At 54.7% G+C, this 15184-nt stretch carries 15 protein-coding genes; 5 read left to right on the top strand and 10 right to left on the bottom strand.

Annotated elements, in window-relative coordinates:
- Window position 1 precedes the first annotated feature (1 nt).
- Window positions 2-964: a GlxA family transcriptional regulator gene (locus IM271_RS02055; RefSeq protein WP_193052095.1), complete on the top strand. Its 963-nt coding sequence runs from the start codon at window positions 2-4 to the stop codon at window positions 962-964.
- A 158-nt stretch (window positions 965-1122) separates the two neighbouring features.
- On the opposite strand, the gene IM271_RS02050 is transcribed toward IM271_RS02055, so the two are convergent.
- Together IM271_RS02050 and rstA are read right to left on the bottom strand one after the other, a co-directional pair.
- Window positions 1123-1383 (bottom strand): hypothetical protein, encoded by a 261-nt coding sequence (locus IM271_RS02050; RefSeq protein WP_192986065.1) that lies wholly within the window; start codon window positions 1381-1383, stop codon window positions 1123-1125.
- A 244-nt stretch (window positions 1384-1627) separates the two neighbouring features.
- The gene (gene rstA, locus IM271_RS02045; protein WP_028012938.1) at window positions 1628-2344 is read right to left on the bottom strand and encodes a two-component system response regulator RstA; all 717 of its coding nucleotides are present in this window, start codon (window positions 2342-2344) and stop codon (window positions 1628-1630) included.
- Window positions 2345-2472: 128 nt separating this feature from the next.
- On the opposite strand from rstA, the gene IM271_RS02040 reads away from it, so the two are divergent.
- On the top strand, window positions 2473-2808 hold the full coding sequence (locus IM271_RS02040; protein ID WP_014883596.1) for a GlpM family protein: 336 nt from the start codon (window positions 2473-2475) through the stop codon (window positions 2806-2808).
- Here the strand turns inward: IM271_RS02040 and folM are convergent.
- From folM to ydgH, 3 genes are all read right to left on the bottom strand, one after another.
- Window positions 2805-3527 carry a dihydromonapterin reductase gene (folM, locus tag IM271_RS02035; RefSeq protein ID WP_192986068.1) on the bottom strand — a complete coding sequence of 241 codons (723 nt, stop codon included), beginning with the start codon at window positions 3525-3527 and terminating at the stop codon, window positions 2805-2807. The two genes, IM271_RS02040 and folM, sit on opposite strands and share 4 nt — an antisense overlap.
- Window positions 3528-3566: 39 nt before the next feature.
- Window positions 3567-4949 (bottom strand): amino acid permease, encoded by a 1383-nt coding sequence (locus IM271_RS02030; RefSeq protein WP_028012940.1) that lies wholly within the window; start codon window positions 4947-4949, stop codon window positions 3567-3569.
- Between the two features lie 185 nt (window positions 4950-5134).
- Window positions 5135-6079, bottom strand: coding sequence for a DUF1471 family protein YdgH (gene ydgH, locus IM271_RS02025; protein WP_014883599.1), 945 nt, complete (start codon window positions 6077-6079; stop codon window positions 5135-5137).
- Window positions 6080-6614: 535 nt separating this feature from the next.
- Here ydgH and pntA point away from each other — a divergent pair.
- The 3 genes from pntA to IM271_RS02010 all read left to right on the top strand — a co-directional run bounded on the left by pntA (window position 6615) and on the right by IM271_RS02010 (window position 10759).
- Window positions 6615-8144 carry a Re/Si-specific NAD(P)(+) transhydrogenase subunit alpha gene (pntA, locus tag IM271_RS02020; RefSeq protein ID WP_028012942.1) on the top strand — a complete coding sequence of 510 codons (1530 nt, stop codon included), beginning with the start codon at window positions 6615-6617 and terminating at the stop codon, window positions 8142-8144.
- A 10-nt stretch (window positions 8145-8154) separates the two neighbouring features.
- A complete protein-coding gene (pntB, locus tag IM271_RS02015) occupies window positions 8155-9543 on the top strand; it encodes a Re/Si-specific NAD(P)(+) transhydrogenase subunit beta (RefSeq protein ID WP_013096868.1) in 1389 nt (462 codons plus the stop codon).
- Between the two features lie 106 nt (window positions 9544-9649).
- Window positions 9650-10759: a mechanosensitive ion channel family protein gene (locus tag IM271_RS02010; RefSeq protein WP_047368431.1), complete on the top strand. Its 1110-nt coding sequence runs from the start codon at window positions 9650-9652 to the stop codon at window positions 10757-10759.
- A 40-nt stretch (window positions 10760-10799) separates the two neighbouring features.
- Here IM271_RS02010 and uspE read toward each other — a convergent pair whose 3' ends face one another.
- The 5 genes from uspE to abgT all read right to left on the bottom strand — a co-directional run bounded on the left by uspE (window position 10800) and on the right by abgT (window position 15177).
- Window positions 10800-11750, bottom strand: a complete 951-nt coding sequence (gene uspE / locus IM271_RS02005) for a universal stress protein UspE (protein WP_028012944.1) — start codon at window positions 11748-11750, stop codon at window positions 10800-10802.
- Window positions 11751-11859: 109 nt separating this feature from the next.
- Window positions 11860-12042 (bottom strand): hypothetical protein, encoded by a 183-nt coding sequence (locus IM271_RS02000; RefSeq protein ID WP_224224379.1) that lies wholly within the window; start codon window positions 12040-12042, stop codon window positions 11860-11862.
- A gap of 146 nt (window positions 12043-12188) precedes the next feature.
- Window positions 12189-12941 (bottom strand): fumarate/nitrate reduction transcriptional regulator Fnr, encoded by a 753-nt coding sequence (fnr, locus tag IM271_RS01995; RefSeq protein ID WP_006174991.1) that lies wholly within the window; start codon window positions 12939-12941, stop codon window positions 12189-12191.
- A 183-nt stretch (window positions 12942-13124) separates the two neighbouring features.
- Window positions 13125-13640, bottom strand: a complete 516-nt coding sequence (gene ogt, locus IM271_RS01990; protein ID WP_045261474.1) for a methylated-DNA--[protein]-cysteine S-methyltransferase — start codon at window positions 13638-13640, stop codon at window positions 13125-13127.
- Window positions 13641-13650: 10 nt separating this feature from the next.
- Complete coding sequence (gene abgT, locus IM271_RS01985) at window positions 13651-15177, bottom strand: p-aminobenzoyl-glutamate transporter (RefSeq protein WP_045261473.1); 1527 nt, start codon at window positions 15175-15177, stop codon at window positions 13651-13653.
- Window positions 15178-15184 lie beyond the last annotated feature (7 nt).

Here is a 15184-nt window from a genome sequence, read left to right as displayed (position 1 = left end):
AATGAGTCATAACGTTTTTATTCTGGCGGTGCCAGGCGTTCAGATGCTTGATGTCTGTGGTCCCATAGATGTGTTTGCTGAGGCTAACCGGGTTCTTAAGCGCAGCTTTTACTCGCTGCGCGTTGTTTCGGTTACCGATCCTGTGATTCGGTCTTCGTCAGGCGTAAAGATAACGGCAGATGCAACCCTGTCAGACTGCGGTGGGCTTACGGCAGATACATTCCTTGTTGCCGGCGCGCCGTATATTGCTTATTACCAGCCGGACCCCCGTGTGCTGGATGGAATTAACGCACTCTGCGAGTCAAGCAAGCGGTTTGGTTCAGTTTGTACGGGGGCATTACTCCTGGCGCTCACCGGAAAGCTAAATGGAAAAAGAGTGACCACGCATTGGGCATGTGCGAAAACCCTTTCCGCCAGGCATCCCCAAATAATCGTAGAGGCAGATGCGTTGTATGTTGACGATGGGCGAGTGAGAACGGCGGCGGGCGTTACTTCAGGCCTGGATTTGGCACTGCGACTTGTTGAAGAAGATCTCGGTAGGGAGGTTGCGGCAGAAGTCGCCGATCAAATGGTCATGTTTTTCCGGCGTCCAGTTAACCAGTCTCACTTTATGAGGAGCAATACGCTTTCGCTTGATGGCCGTACAGCTCTTCAGGAGCTCCAGAGATGGGCAATCGCGAATATTAAAGACGTGACAACGGTTGCTGTGATGGCAGAGCATATTAACTTCAGCCAGAGGCACCTTACGCGGATATTTCGGCAGGAAATTGGCCTTACCCCGGCGCAGTGGCTCGAACGCGAGCGCGTATCTAGAGCAAAAGTACTGATTGAAAAGGAAAAAATGCCAGCGAAGAAACTTGCCGTTGAATGTGGCTTTTCTGGGCCGGATGTTATGAGGCGAGTATTTTATCGCCTGACAGGAATAACACCTAATGATTACCAGAAAATGACGAGCCGTGAATAGCTTTGCGAACGGGAGAGAAGCTATAGCCTTTCCAGTAAATTGCAGGTTTTCTGCACACTAAACTGCACAAACAGCTTTTTCATTGGATCTCACCGAAAAAACGCTATGTGCAGAATATACATGAAAACCCTTCGGGTTTTTCACGTCTGTCGAGCGTTTTATATGGCTTTCGCGCTGTTTTTTACCTTGGCGATGAATTTTTCGGTCACGGCCAGGCCTTCCGCAATGTGCGTATCAATCACATCCGGCCCGTATTCGCTGATGAGATCCAGCAGTATTTCATAAGACTGGATGAGTTCCAGCAGGTCAAAGAGCGCTTTTTGATCGGTGCGTGAGGGTGAGGTGTGGTTAAGGGTTGCCTGATTAACAATCCACTCAAGATTGGTTTTTATCGCTTCTACCTGACCGTAGCTATACATAATTCATGGGCTTAAATCCTCATTTCAAGATTTCTGGGAGCGATGTCGTGAAAGCTTCACGGCGAAAATGAGTAAAACGATCGCAAGAGCGGGATGAGCTGAAGACAGGAGAGTCGAGAAGCTAATTATGGAATAGTTTGCGTGCTTAGCAAGTTAAATGTTGCGCAAACGTAAAAATAAATGCGCGAAAGTAGGGCGTTTTCGCGCAATGCCTTCAATTCGCGCAGATTATCCTATCCGACGATCAGGTTTCCCAGGCGTGTGGGGCGAACAGATAACCCTTGTTACGCACGGTTTTAATGCGGTAGGGCTCGGTGGCGTTATCCTGCAGTTTTTTGCGTAATCGCGAAATCGCCACGTCAACGCTGCGATCCATACCGTCATAGCTCACGCCACGGAGGTTTTTCAGCAGCGCGTCGCGGTCCATGATTTGCCCGGCATGCGTGGCCAGCTCCCACAGCAGGTCAAAGTCTGCGGTAGAAAGGGCGATAAGCTCGCCGGAAAGCAGGACCTGGCGGTTAACCGGGTCAATAGACAGCGTACCGAAGCGCAACGCTTTGTGCGGCGTCAGGGACGGCGCGGGCGCTTCGCGTTCGATGCTGGCGTGCTGGCGCAAATGCAGGCGCAGGCGGGCCAGCAGGACGGCAGGCGGTGTGGTTTTCAGAATGTAATCATTGGCGCCCATCTCCAGCGACAGAATATGGTTCATATCGCTGTCCAGTGAGGTAAGCAGAACGATAGGACCGTCCCAACGGGCGCGCAGGTCCCGGCAGAGCGTCATGCCGTCTTTGCCTGGCAGCATGATGTCCAGCAGCACTAAATCCGGGTTTTCACGGACGACCACCTCTTCGGCACGATCGCCGCGAGGCTCAACAATGACGTCCATATCATGTTTACCCAGATAGGCGGCGATCAATTGCCCGACTTCGGGTTCGTCTTCAACATATACAATCTTATTCATACAGCGTCTGTTTTCGTGAAAAAAGCCAAAATACACCGCGGAACCTTAACCTTCCATTAATCTTTCAAAATTAACGCCGCTTCCGTTATTCTGACGTTTCTTGTTATTTGATTGTTATAGGAAAAAATATGGGGCTGGTGATCAAAGCCGCGCTGGGGGCGCTGGTGGTGTTACTGATTGGCATTCTGGCAAAAACCAAAAACTACTATATTGCCGGGCTTATCCCGCTGTTCCCGACCTTTGCGCTGATTGCCCACTATATTGTGGCCTCTGAGCGGGGTACGGAAGCGCTACGCACGACCATCGTGTTTGGCATGTGGTCAATCATTCCGTACTTTCTCTACCTGCTTTCCCTGTGGTATTTCACCGGTTTTCTGCGGCTTCCCCTGGCGCTGGGCGGGGCAGTGGTCTGCTGGGGGCTCAGCGCCTGGGTGTTAATCTTCTTCTGGAGCCGCTTTCACTAGCGCAGCGGGCGGCCGCCGTCCACGGCAAAGGTTCTGCCGGTGACGTAGCAGCTGGTGAGCAGGTAATCCACCAGGTCGATCACCTCTTTCTCACCGGGCGCTATTTTCATGAGCGACTTATTCAGCGCCTGCTGGCGATACTCAGCATCATCGTGTTCGTTAAACAAAATCATCGCCGGGGCGATGGCGTTCACCTTTACCTCGGGCGCGAGCTTGCGGGCAAAGGAGCGCGTCATGTTATCCAGCGCGGCTTTGCTGGCCGCGTAGGCGATATGCTTATCGCTGCCGCGCTCCACCACATAATCGGTAAAGTGAATAATGTCGCCCGCCGCATGCCCGTGGCCGCGCAGCAGATCCTGCAGCGCGTGGTTAAGCAGATAAGGGGCGTTAACGTGGATCTGCAGCATGGCGGAGAGCGTATCGCTGAGGGACGTGCCGGACTTCTCGGCACACCATGCGCTGGCGTTATGGATCACGGCGCGCAACCCCGTCGCGGTGGATTTAACCTGTTCGGCAAAGGCCAGAATGCCTTCGTCGGTGGAAAAATCAGCCTGAATGCAGATCGCTCCGGCTTTGCGCAGCCCCTCAATCGACGGGTATTCCGTACGGTAGCTGACAATGACCGGATGGCGAAGGTTGAGAAAGTGATGGGCGAGGGCGAGGCCGATACGGCGGCCTCCACCGGTGATCAGTATTGGGCGAAGCGGTGCATTTCCCATCGTATTCTCCTTTACAGTTCAACAATGGGAAAGACAGTGCTATCCCATTAACATCCAGGTTGCCGGTACGGCAGCAACCAGTAACAGCCCGATTAAGGCCATTTCACGGCGTTTCAGCGCGTTCTCCAGCTGATGCGTGCGGCGGGCATAGATAAACACCAGCAGACCCGGCGCATACAGCACAACCGACAGCAGCAGATGCATCGGCCCGGAAGCATACAACAACCACAGGCCGTAAATACAGGCCCCTACGCCCACAACATAGTGCGCCGGACGCGTGGCGATTTTTAACAAATACGCACCCACTAAGAAATAGGGTACCAGAATCATCTCCGAGGCGATGGTCAGCAGGGTGTTATAGTCTGAACCTGTGAGCCAGATCAGCACCAGACAGACCTGAACGCTGATGTTGGTCAGCCAGAGTGAGGCTGATGGCGCATTATTTTGGTTTTGACGAGCAAACAGTCGTGGAAACGCCTTGTGCGTCGCGGCCAGGAACGGCACTTCAGCCGCCATGATGGTCCAGCTCAGGTAAGCGCCGCAGACGGAGACGATCAGCCCTGCGGCAATCACCACGTCGCCCCACGGGCCGAGCATTTTCACCATCAGGCCTGCCATGGACGGGTTACGCATTTCGGCCAGTTCAGGACGCGCCACCACGCCCAGCGACAGCAGGGTCACCAGCAGATACACGCCCAGCGCCGCCAGGACGGCCAGCAGCGTGGCGCGTCCCACATCGCGCTTATTACGCGCGCGGGCAGAAACCACGACGGCACCCTCAACGCCGATAAATACCCACAGAGTAATTAGCATCGTGTTTTTCACCTGCTCCCAGACCGGAACGCCCAGCGCAATGCCGCTGAAATCAAGCGAAAACACGTCGAGACGGAACGCAATGAAGGCCAGCACGATAAACAGGCCAAGCGGCACCAGCTTCGCCAGCGTCGCCACCAGGTTGATGCTGGCGGCGGTCTGGACACCGCGCAAAATCAGCCAGTGAACAATCCACAGCAGCACCGAGGCGCCGACGATAGACTGCCAGGTATTACCGTCGCCAAACAGGCGCAGCTCAGGGGTATCGGTAAAGAAACTGAGCGCCGAGAAGACAATCACCAGATAAGAGACGTTGGCGATGACCGCGCACAGCCAGTAGCCCCAGGCGGAACAGAAGCCGATCAGCTCGCCGAAACCTTCACGTGCATAGGTGAAAATGCCGCCGTCCAGATCCGGGCGAATGCGCGTCAGCAACAGCATGGCAAACGCCAGCAGCAATATCCCGACACCGGTAATGCCCCAGCCAATGAGCAGGGCGGCAGGGCTTGCGACGGCCGCCATGTTCTGCGGTAAACTGAATACGCCCGCGCCCAGCATTGAGCTCAATACAAGTGCAGTTAAAGCACTCAGGCCAAGTTTCTTTTCCATTGGCTTCCTGTTATGAAAAGTCCCAATCCAGAATAATTATTTCGCTAAGGCGCATAAAAATGGTGGATCACACTAAGGCGCGGGATTTTACGGAGTGTAACGAAAGCATGCAATGATGTGTGGCAGATTTTCAAAAAAAGTAACAAAAAAAGGCGGCATTGCGCCGCCTTTCATCAACGGTTTTGTTACTTGTACAGATCGGCGCTGATGGTCACGTTGTTACCACGTTCCTGCCACTGGCGGGTGATGTGGTAATACTTCGCCCCTTTCTTCGCCGCACGCTTCGCGACCTGATAAGAGACTTCCGTCATATTGCCGTAGTTGCCGGTAAACTTGATGCTGTCGAACGGCACCATCTGCGCGGCAGTGGCTTTGTTCAGCTCTTCAATTTTAGTGCCGTCCGGCAGCGTCACGGAGTAACGGCCACCTTTCGTGGACTGCGTTTCAAAGAAACGTCCCACTTCAGCGCTTGGCGCCGCAGTGGTCGCTACGCCCGGAATTTCAACTTTCTTCGCTTCTTCGCCGCCTTTGGCTATCGCCGCGCGACCCGCTTCAGAATCCGCAGGGATGGCATCCGGACTCTGCAGAACGCGTTTTTTCGCATCTTCTTTGTAGATGAATGCGGTAATACGCTGGTTGCCGCCCTGGTTAGCATCCACCTGACGCACGATATAGAAAGAGTAGGCACCTTTCTCTTTCGCGGCTTTGGTGATGGCATCGTTCACTTCTGGCTGGCTGCGATAGAAGCCCTGAACGGTAACGGTGTCGTAAGGTTCCAGCTCAATGGCCTGATCTTTCGGCAGCTCAACGATACCGTTGATCACGCGGTTTTTCGGCGCGTCAGCCTTTGGTGCATTATCTTTATACAGCGCAATGGTCACGCGCTGGTTACCGCTGTTGCCGTAATCGGACTGGTCAACTACGTAAAACGAGGCCGCCCCGTTTTTATCCGCGGCTTTTGATGCGGCGGCGACGGCATCGCCAATAGAATTATAACGACCCACAATGACCGTATGGTCAAAAGGTTTTAACGCTGCCGCTTGCTCTGGCGTTAACTCTGTTGCGGCATTCGCAGACAGGGCGGTCGCACAGAGAAGTGCGGACGCCAGGAGTGTGTTCTTAAGCTTCATAAAAATAATCCTTCGCCTTGCGCAAACCATGTACTGGTATTGTTGTTAATTTGAGACGGCCCCGATTATGGCATTTAAAACCCGTCGCTGTCTGCGCCATTTTTCACTGCCTGTGCTCACTCAATTACCGAATTCGATAACATTTAGTGATATGTCGAAAAAACAGGCGTTTGACAAGCAAAACTGATAAAGCATATGACTTTTACAAGTTAATTTAATGTTAATAACTTGTTCTCTTATGGCGCTATATCATGTTTTTACCGCTTCGCTTGCGCGATTTATCGGTTCTGGCGATGAATTTAAGGTAAATATCACTGTCAGTGACGCCGATCGCTTATTTTTCACAGATAAAGTAAGAAATAGTGTTTTCTGGCGGTAGATCACAAGCGCTATTTTCAGTAGGTTATAGACAGTTTGTAACTGTTTTATTTTGCGGGGTTACTCATTTCTCGTCGCTATCATGCTGGCGAAAATTGATACAAACCGCGGGCATTTATCGACAAACCATCATCAAAAACCGATGGAAGGGAAAACTATGCGTATTGGGGTACCAAAAGAACGGTTAGCCAATGAAACCCGCGTAGCGGCAACACCGAAAACGGTGGAGCAACTGCTTAAGCTGGGTTTTACCGTCGCGGTTGAAAGCGGCGCAGGCAAGCTGGCGAGTTTCGATGACGAAGCCTTTATTCAGGCTGGCGCGGAAGTGGTGGACGGTGCTGAAGTCTGGCAGTCGCCCGTGATTCTGAAGGTCAACGCGCCGGAAGAGAGTGAAATTGCGCTGCTGAATCCAGGCACCACGCTGGTGAGCTTCGTCTGGCCTGCACAAAATCCTGAACTGATGGAGAAGCTGGCGGCCCGTGGCGTGACCGTGATGGCGATGGACTCCGTGCCGCGTATTTCGCGCGCGCAGTCACTGGATGCGCTGAGCTCCATGGCAAACATTGCCGGTTACCGCGCCATTGTTGAAGCAGCCCACGAATTTGGACGCTTCTTTACCGGCCAGATCACCGCGGCGGGGAAAGTTCCACCGGCGAAAGTGATGGTGATTGGCGCGGGCGTGGCGGGGCTCGCCGCAATCGGTGCGGCAAACAGCCTGGGCGCTATCGTGCGCGCGTTCGACACCCGTCCTGAAGTGAAGGAACAGGTTCAGAGCATGGGGGCCGAATTCCTTGAGCTGGACTTTAAGGAAGAAGCGGGCAGCGGTGATGGTTACGCGAAGGTGATGTCCGAAGCCTTTATCAAAGCCGAAATGGAACTCTTCGCCGCGCAGGCAAAAGACGTCGACATTATTGTTACCACCGCGCTTATTCCGGGTAAACCGGCGCCGAAGCTGATCACCCGTGAGATGGTCGACTCCATGAAGCCGGGCAGCGTGATTGTCGACCTGGCGGCGCAAAACGGCGGTAACTGCGAGTATACCGTTGCCAATCAGGTGACCACGACCGCGAACGGCGTGAAGGTGATCGGCTATACCGACCTGCCTGGCCGCCTGCCAACCCAGTCGTCTCAGCTGTACGGCACCAACCTCGTTAACCTGCTGAAGCTGCTCTGCAAAGAGAAAGACGGCAACATCACCGTCGATTTTGACGATGTGGTGGTGCGCGGCGTCACCGTCGTTCGCGAAGGTGAAATTACCTGGCCTGCGCCGCCTATTCAGGTTTCAGCCCAGCCCCAGGCTGCGCCGAAAGCGGCACCCGAGCCAAAAGAACCGGCTAAACCGGCTTCTCCGTGGCGCAAATACGCCATCATGGCGCTGGTCATTATTCTGTTCGGCTGGCTGGCTGACGTCGCGCCGAAAGAGTTCCTCGGCCACTTTACCGTCTTCGCACTCTCGTGCGTTGTGGGTTACTACGTGGTGTGGAACGTCTCCCATGCGCTGCATACGCCGCTGATGTCGGTGACCAACGCTATCTCCGGGATCATCGTGGTAGGGGCGTTGCTGCAGATTGGACACGGCGGCTGGATCAGCTTCCTGAGCTTTATCGCGGTGCTGATCGCCAGTATCAATATTTTCGGTGGTTTCACCGTGACTCAGCGCATGCTGAAAATGTTTCGTAAAGGCTAAGGGGTAGCATATGTCTGGAGGATTAGTGACAGCCGCATACATTGTTGCTGCAATCCTGTTTATTTTCAGTCTGGCGGGGCTTTCCAAACACGAAACGTCTCAGCAGGGAAATAACTTTGGTATCGCCGGGATGGCGATTGCGCTGATTGCCACCATCTTCGGGCCGGATACCGGCAACGTGGCGTGGATCCTGGTGGCGATGATCATCGGCGGCGCGATTGGTATTCGCCTGGCGAAGCGCGTTGAAATGACCGAGATGCCGGAGCTGGTGGCGATTCTGCACAGCTTCGTGGGCCTGGCGGCGGTGCTGGTGGGCTTCAACAGCTACCTGTATCACGAACCGGGCATGGAGCCGATTCTGGTCAACATTCATCTGACCGAAGTGTTCCTCGGTATCTTCATCGGTGCAGTAACCTTCACCGGTTCTATCGTGGCGTTCGGCAAGCTGCGCGGTAAGATCTCTTCTAAACCGCTGATGCTGCCTAACCGTCACAAGCTGAACCTGGCGGCGCTGGTGGTGTCGTTTGTGCTCCTGGTGGTCTTCGTGCGTACCGAAAGCGTGGGCCTGCAGGTACTGGCGTTGCTGGTGATGACCATCATCGCACTGGCGTTTGGCTGGCATCTGGTGGCGTCCATCGGCGGTGCGGATATGCCGGTGGTTGTCTCGATGCTGAACTCCTACTCCGGTTGGGCAGCGGCGGCTGCGGGCTTTATGCTGAGCAACGACCTGCTGATCGTCACCGGTGCGCTGGTCGGTTCCTCCGGTGCCATCCTGTCTTACATCATGTGTAAGGCGATGAACCGTTCGTTCATCAGCGTTATCGCCGGTGGCTTCGGTTCTGACGGTTCTTCTACCGGCTCTGACGAAGAAGTGGGTGAACACCGTGAGATCAGCGCGGAAGACACCGCGGAAATGCTGAAAAACTCGCATTCTGTGATCATCACCCCAGGCTACGGTATGGCGGTGGCGCAGGCGCAGTATCCGGTGGCGGAAATCACCGAGAAGCTGCGCGCGCGCGGTATCAAAGTTCGCTTTGGTATTCACCCGGTGGCCGGACGTCTGCCGGGCCACATGAACGTACTGCTGGCGGAAGCGAAGGTGCCATACGACATCGTGCTGGAGATGGACGAGATCAATGATGATTTCGCCGACACCGACACCGTGCTGGTTATTGGTGCTAACGACACCGTTAACCCGGCGGCACAGGACGATCCGCGTAGCCCAATCGCCGGGATGCCGGTTCTGGAAGTGTGGAAGGCGCAGAACGTCATTGTCTTCAAACGCTCGATGAACACCGGCTATGCTGGCGTGCAGAACCCGCTGTTCTTCAAAGAGAATACCCATATGCTGTTTGGCGACGCCAAAGCCAGCGTGGATGCGATTCTGAAAGCGCTGTAATTCGCTTTCTCCTGACAAACCGCCCTTCGGGGCGGTTTTCCTATTTCTGCGGCCAGCGTTTCTCCTCTGTCTATACTTTACCCTTTGTGTAATACGAGGAGGTGTAATGCAATTTCTGTCCCGCTTCGACATCATCGCGCTGATGATGACGCCGACATTCTGGATAGGCGCCGCCACGGTTGTCTTTGTGACGCTGCTGGTGTACTGGCTGCTAACGCGCCTGATCGCGTTCGTTAAGAAAGGCATCACCACCTGGGGCGACAAGCACCCGACCACCAACCGGATGCGTTTTATCCTGACCGATATGCTTAACCGCACCAGCCGCTTCCTGCTGTTTGTGGTGGCGCTGCTCTTCAGCCTGCGTTTCGTTGACTTGCCGGATCATCTCTTTGGTACCGTGAGCCACGCCTGGTTCCTGGTTTTCGCCATCCAGGTGGCGCTGTGGATGGATCAGGGGGTGGTGTCGTGGCTTCGTCACGTCATGCTGGCGCCCGGAAGCCATAAAAACCCGGTCACGCTGGTGATCACGGGGCTTATTCTCCGTGCCATCGTCTGGTCAGTGATGCTGCTGTCTATCCTTGCTAACGCGGGCGTCAACATCACTGCTCTGGTTGCCAGCCTTGGGGTAGGGGGTATTGCCATCGCCCTCGCCGTACAAACTATCCTCAGCGACGTGTTTGCCTCGCTCTCTATCGGCTTTGATAAGCCGTTTGAAATTGGCGATTTTGTGGTGTTCAACGACGTGGCGGGGACGGTAGAGCACATTGGCCTGAAAACGACCCGTATCCGCAGCCTGAGCGGGGAGCAGATCGTCTGCGGTAACGCCATTTTGCTTCAGCAGACGCTTCACAACTACAAACGCATGCAGACGCGTCGCATCGTCTTTACCTTTGGCGTTGCCAGCGACACGCCGCCCGATAAGTTGCGCTACGTGGGGGATATGGTCAGGCAGATCATTACCGATGTCGGCGAGACAAAATTCGATCGTGCCCATTTTCTGGGATTTGACCGCGACCGCCTGACGTTTGAAGTCGTCCATATCGTTAATACCGCGGATTACAATAAATACATGGACATCCAGCAGGAGATCAATATCCGTATTCTTGAAGGGCTGAACGCCCAGGAGATTAAGCTGGCGCTGCCCAGCATGGTATTGCACGCGCCGTGGATGCAGGATGAGTCAGGTGAACAGACGAAGCCGGTAATGGAGAGCTGATGAGAAAAGCCCGCCGGAGCGGCGGGCTTTGATGTTTACGTTAATCGTCTTCCGGGTCGTCCAGCTCAATCGGCGTCTGATACTCATCCGGCTTGATGACCAGCAGGTCGCAGCGCAGATGGTCGATCACCTGTTCGGCGGTATTGCCGAGGAAGGCAGCAGAGATACCGGTCCGGCCAATGGTGCCCAGCACCACAATCCCGGCCTGCAGATGTTCGGCTAAATCCGGGATCACCTCTTCAGGCAGCCCTTTTTCCACGTGCGTCATGTTCTCGTCAATGCTGAACTTCTGGCGCAGCGCTTTCATCGCCAGCAGGTGCTGACCGCGGATCGCGTCGTTATAGACGCTAGGGTCAAATTCCGGCAGCTCAATGGCGATATTGATCGGGGTAACCGGATAGGCGCCCACCAGATGCACTTCGGTATGGTTAACCTGATCGGCAAGCTGGATGGTCTCCTTCACCAGCTTCTCGTTGAGCGAATTGTGATAATCCTCTTCGCTCGCGAGATTCACCGCCACAACGGCTTTCCCGCCTTCAGGCCACGGCTGGTCTTTCACCATCCAGACCGGGCAAGGGCATTTACGCAACAGATGCCAGTCGGTTGGAGTGAAGATTACGGACTCCAGCTTGTCGTGCTGGTGCGCCATCTTCAGCAGCAGGTCGTGCCCACCGGCAACCACTTCCTGGATAATGGCCTCAAAAGGTCGGTTATGCCAGACCACTTTAATATCAATAGGCACGCCCGCTTCCAGGTAATACTTCGCCTGTTCACGGATCCACGCGGTACGCTGGCTGATGACGCCCTGACGCATAGCGGTGCGCTCGTCAGGCGACAGAAGGGTGGTCATCTCATACGAGAAGTCATAGATCGGCAAAAACGCTTTGATTTTGCCACCAATCCGTTGATGTAAATACACAGCACGTCGTAATGCCGGCTGATCGTCCTGATTCGGATCGATAGCTACCAGCATGTTTTGATACTTGGCCATACAGGTCTCCTTACTACTGTCACCACAGTCTGTAATTAAAAGAGTAACCTATATATCCTGAATGAAACAGAGGGGAGCTTTTGCCAGATCAATAATTCATGAAAATTTATCAGAGGAAAAGCACGGTGGATGTCACCGCGATAAACGCAATGAACAGCAGCACCATCACCGCTATCGCAAAGGTCGTGGAATCCTGAACGTAGGTTTTTTCCTCCCCCTTCATCGGACCGACAAGCATGATCCAGATGAAGATAAAGGTCACTGAGGCGATCACGACTGAAACGAAAAACAAACTTTCTCTCAATTCATAACCTCAACGACAACCTTTCAGGCGCTGTATGGGGACGTGCTACGGTGAAAATGTCTTAAAGCGGAAGCGACGATACCAGACCAATAAATCACGTGAATTTATCAGTCTGGTTATCAACATGCGGAGAGTTACGCCACGTTGCGGGCGTGTCCGGCAAGAACGGCCAGCGCTTCGCCGTTTTCGATAGTGATGTATTTACCCTTAACGGCCAGCATTCCGCTCTTCTGGAAACGACCCAGCAGACGGCTGATGGTCTCAACGGTCAGGCCCAAGTAGTTACCGATATCGCCACGGGTCATGGTCAGACGGAATTCACGTGGCGAGAAACCGCGCTCGGCGAAGCGGCGGGAGAGGTTGTAGATAAACGCGGCCAGGCGCTCTTCTGCGTTCTTTTTGGAAAGCAGCAGAATCATGTCCTGATCGCCTTTGATCTCACCGCTCATCAGACGCATCATCTGCTGACGCAGGTTAGGCATCTTACCGGACAGATCGTCCAGGGTTTCAAACGGAATTTCGCAAACCATCGAGGTTTCGAGTGCCTGAGCAAAGCTCGGGTGGTGACCAGTGCCGATGGCATCAAAGCCCACCAGATCGCCTGCCAGGTGGAAGCCGGTGATCTGCTCGTCACCCTGTTCGGTGATGGTGTAGCTCTTGATGGTGCCAGAGCGGATAGCATAGAGCGATTTCAGTTCGTCTCCCGCTTTAAACAGCGTCTGCCCTTTCTGAATCGGCTTTTTGCGCTCGATGATATTATCAAGCTGATCGAGTTCATGCTCATTCAGGGTAAACGGGATACAGAGCTGGCTGATGCTGCAATCCTGGCAATGGATAGCACAACCGCCAGACTGAATGCGTCGTATAATTCGCTTTTCCGGGATCATAGGTTTGCTCAAGCCTTAATTGATATTGGTCAATTTTAACATCTTTTTGGTAAGTACGTAAGCCTGACAAACCCTCAATAAGGACAAGAGACGGCAACGTGTTGCCATCTTCTTGAAATTCCACAGCTTGATTATGGATTTTTAGCCTAACCGGAAGAAAATTAAGCACAAAAAGCCTGGGATCTACAGCAAGAGATACCCTTCGTGACGTAGTAACCACTCCTTACGCTGCACGCCACCGGCATAGCCGGTCATGGTGCCGTTACGGCCAATGACCCGATGGCAGGGCACCACAATGCTGACCGGATTAGAGCCATTGGCGGCACCCACCGCGCGTGCGGCGCCTGCGCGGCCTAGCTGCTCCGCGAGCTGGCCGTAATGCATGACCTGCCCGCACGGAATCGACCGCAGCGCCCGCCACACTTCGCGCTGAAAAGGGGTACCTGCCGTGGCGGTTGGCAGAGTGTCAATGATGCTGAGATCGCCTTCAAAATACGCCGCCAGCTTGTCGCTCAGCCCGCCCGGGTTGGTGGCGCTGATGCGTTCATAACCTTGTGCGCGGTAATGAATATCAAGCAGTTCCTCCATGCGGTCGCTGTGCTCTTCCCACTCAACGGCGCGCAGGCAGAACTGCTCGTCCGCGATCACCCACAGCGGCCCGAGCGGCGTCGCAATTTTATCTTCGAGTAATCTCAGCATTTTCAATCCTTTAATTTAGCCTCGGGTATATCCCCGGCCCAATCGGCAGGCCGACAAGATACCATGCCACCAGCATCACCAGCCATACCCCTAAAAAGATAAGCGGGTAGGGTAAAACCAGCGAATAGTAGGTACCCAGTCTGGCCTCGGGCTTATAGCGCTGCAGGAAGCCTAAAAACAGCGGAACGAAAGGTGAGACGGGCGCCAGCGGGATCACCGAGGAGTCCGCGATGCGGAACAGGATCTGGGCAAACGCCGGGTGGAACCCGAGCATCATAAACATCGGCACGAAGATCGGCGCCAGAATTGACCAGATGGCGGAGCCGCTGGCAATAAACATGCACAGCAGGGATGACAGCAGCGCCAGCCCGACAAACGCCGGTACGCCGCTTAATCCGGCAGCCTCCAGCGCGTCGGTCAGGCCCACGGCCATAAACTTGCCCATGTTGCTCCAGTTAAACATCGCCACAAACTGCGCCAGCGGGAATACCATCACGATAAAGCCCGCCATCTCTTTCATCGGCTCGATCATCAGCTGCGGCAGATCGCCCTGACGGCGGATTTTGCCGGTAGCGATACCGTAGGCGAGCGAAACGACAAAGAAGAAGAGAATAATCAGCGGCACGATGCCCTGAATAAACGGCGACGGCAGGACGGTATGCTTAACCGGATCGCGCAGTATGCCGTTTTCCGGTACCACCATCAGCGCCACCAGCGCGATAAACGCCAGCGAGACCAGCCCAGCCACGCGCAGGCCGAAGCGCTGCTCTTTGCTTAGCGTCTCCAGCTTTTCATCGCTACGGCCTTCCCATTTGCCCAGACGCGGCTCGACGATCTTATCGGTAATCAGCCCGCCGACAATCGTCAGGACAATCACCGAGCTGGCCATAAAGTACCAGTTGTCGATCACGCTGACGTGCATGGCCGCATCAATGGTTTTCGCCGCCTCCGTGCTGATGCCCGAGAGCAGCACGTCGGTGGTGACGATCAGCAGGTTGGCGGTAAACCCGCAGCCCACGCCCGCAATGGCCGACAGCAGACCCGCCACGGGATGGCGCCCGACGGCGAGGAAGATCAGCGCCCCCATAGGCGGCATAATCACCAGCGCGGCATCGGATGAAATGTGGCTGAAGAAGGCGATAAACAGCACCATGTAGCTGGCGTAGCGCGCGCTGACGTGGGACGCCATTTTTACCATCAGCGCGGGTAACAAGCCCACGCGTTCAGCCAGCCCGGCGCCCAGCACCAGCGCCAGAATGGCCCCCAGCGGAGCGAAACCGCTGAAGTTTTTGATGACGTTCGGTAAAAACCAGTGCAGCCCGTCAACGCTGAGCAGGTTTTTCACCGCCACCAGGCTGCCGTCTGCCGGGCTGCGCACGCTGACGTCAAAGGCCGAGAGCACGGCGGTGGCAACCATCAAAATCACAATCAGATAGATAAACAGCAGGAAAGGGTGCGGCACTTTATTGCCGATCCTTTCAACCCAGCCATAGAGCTTACCGGATGGGGAATGCGAAGGTATGGATGACATACTCATGGGCGTT

Origin of the sequence: Enterobacter cloacae complex sp. I3, from assembly GCF_014896175.1 — a bacterium.
In the GTDB taxonomy this organism is placed as follows: Bacteria; Pseudomonadota; Gammaproteobacteria; order Enterobacterales; family Enterobacteriaceae; genus Enterobacter; species Enterobacter bugandensis.
The sequence above is the reverse complement of the archived record's forward strand: the minus strand, read 5'-3'. Positions and strand labels throughout refer to the sequence as shown.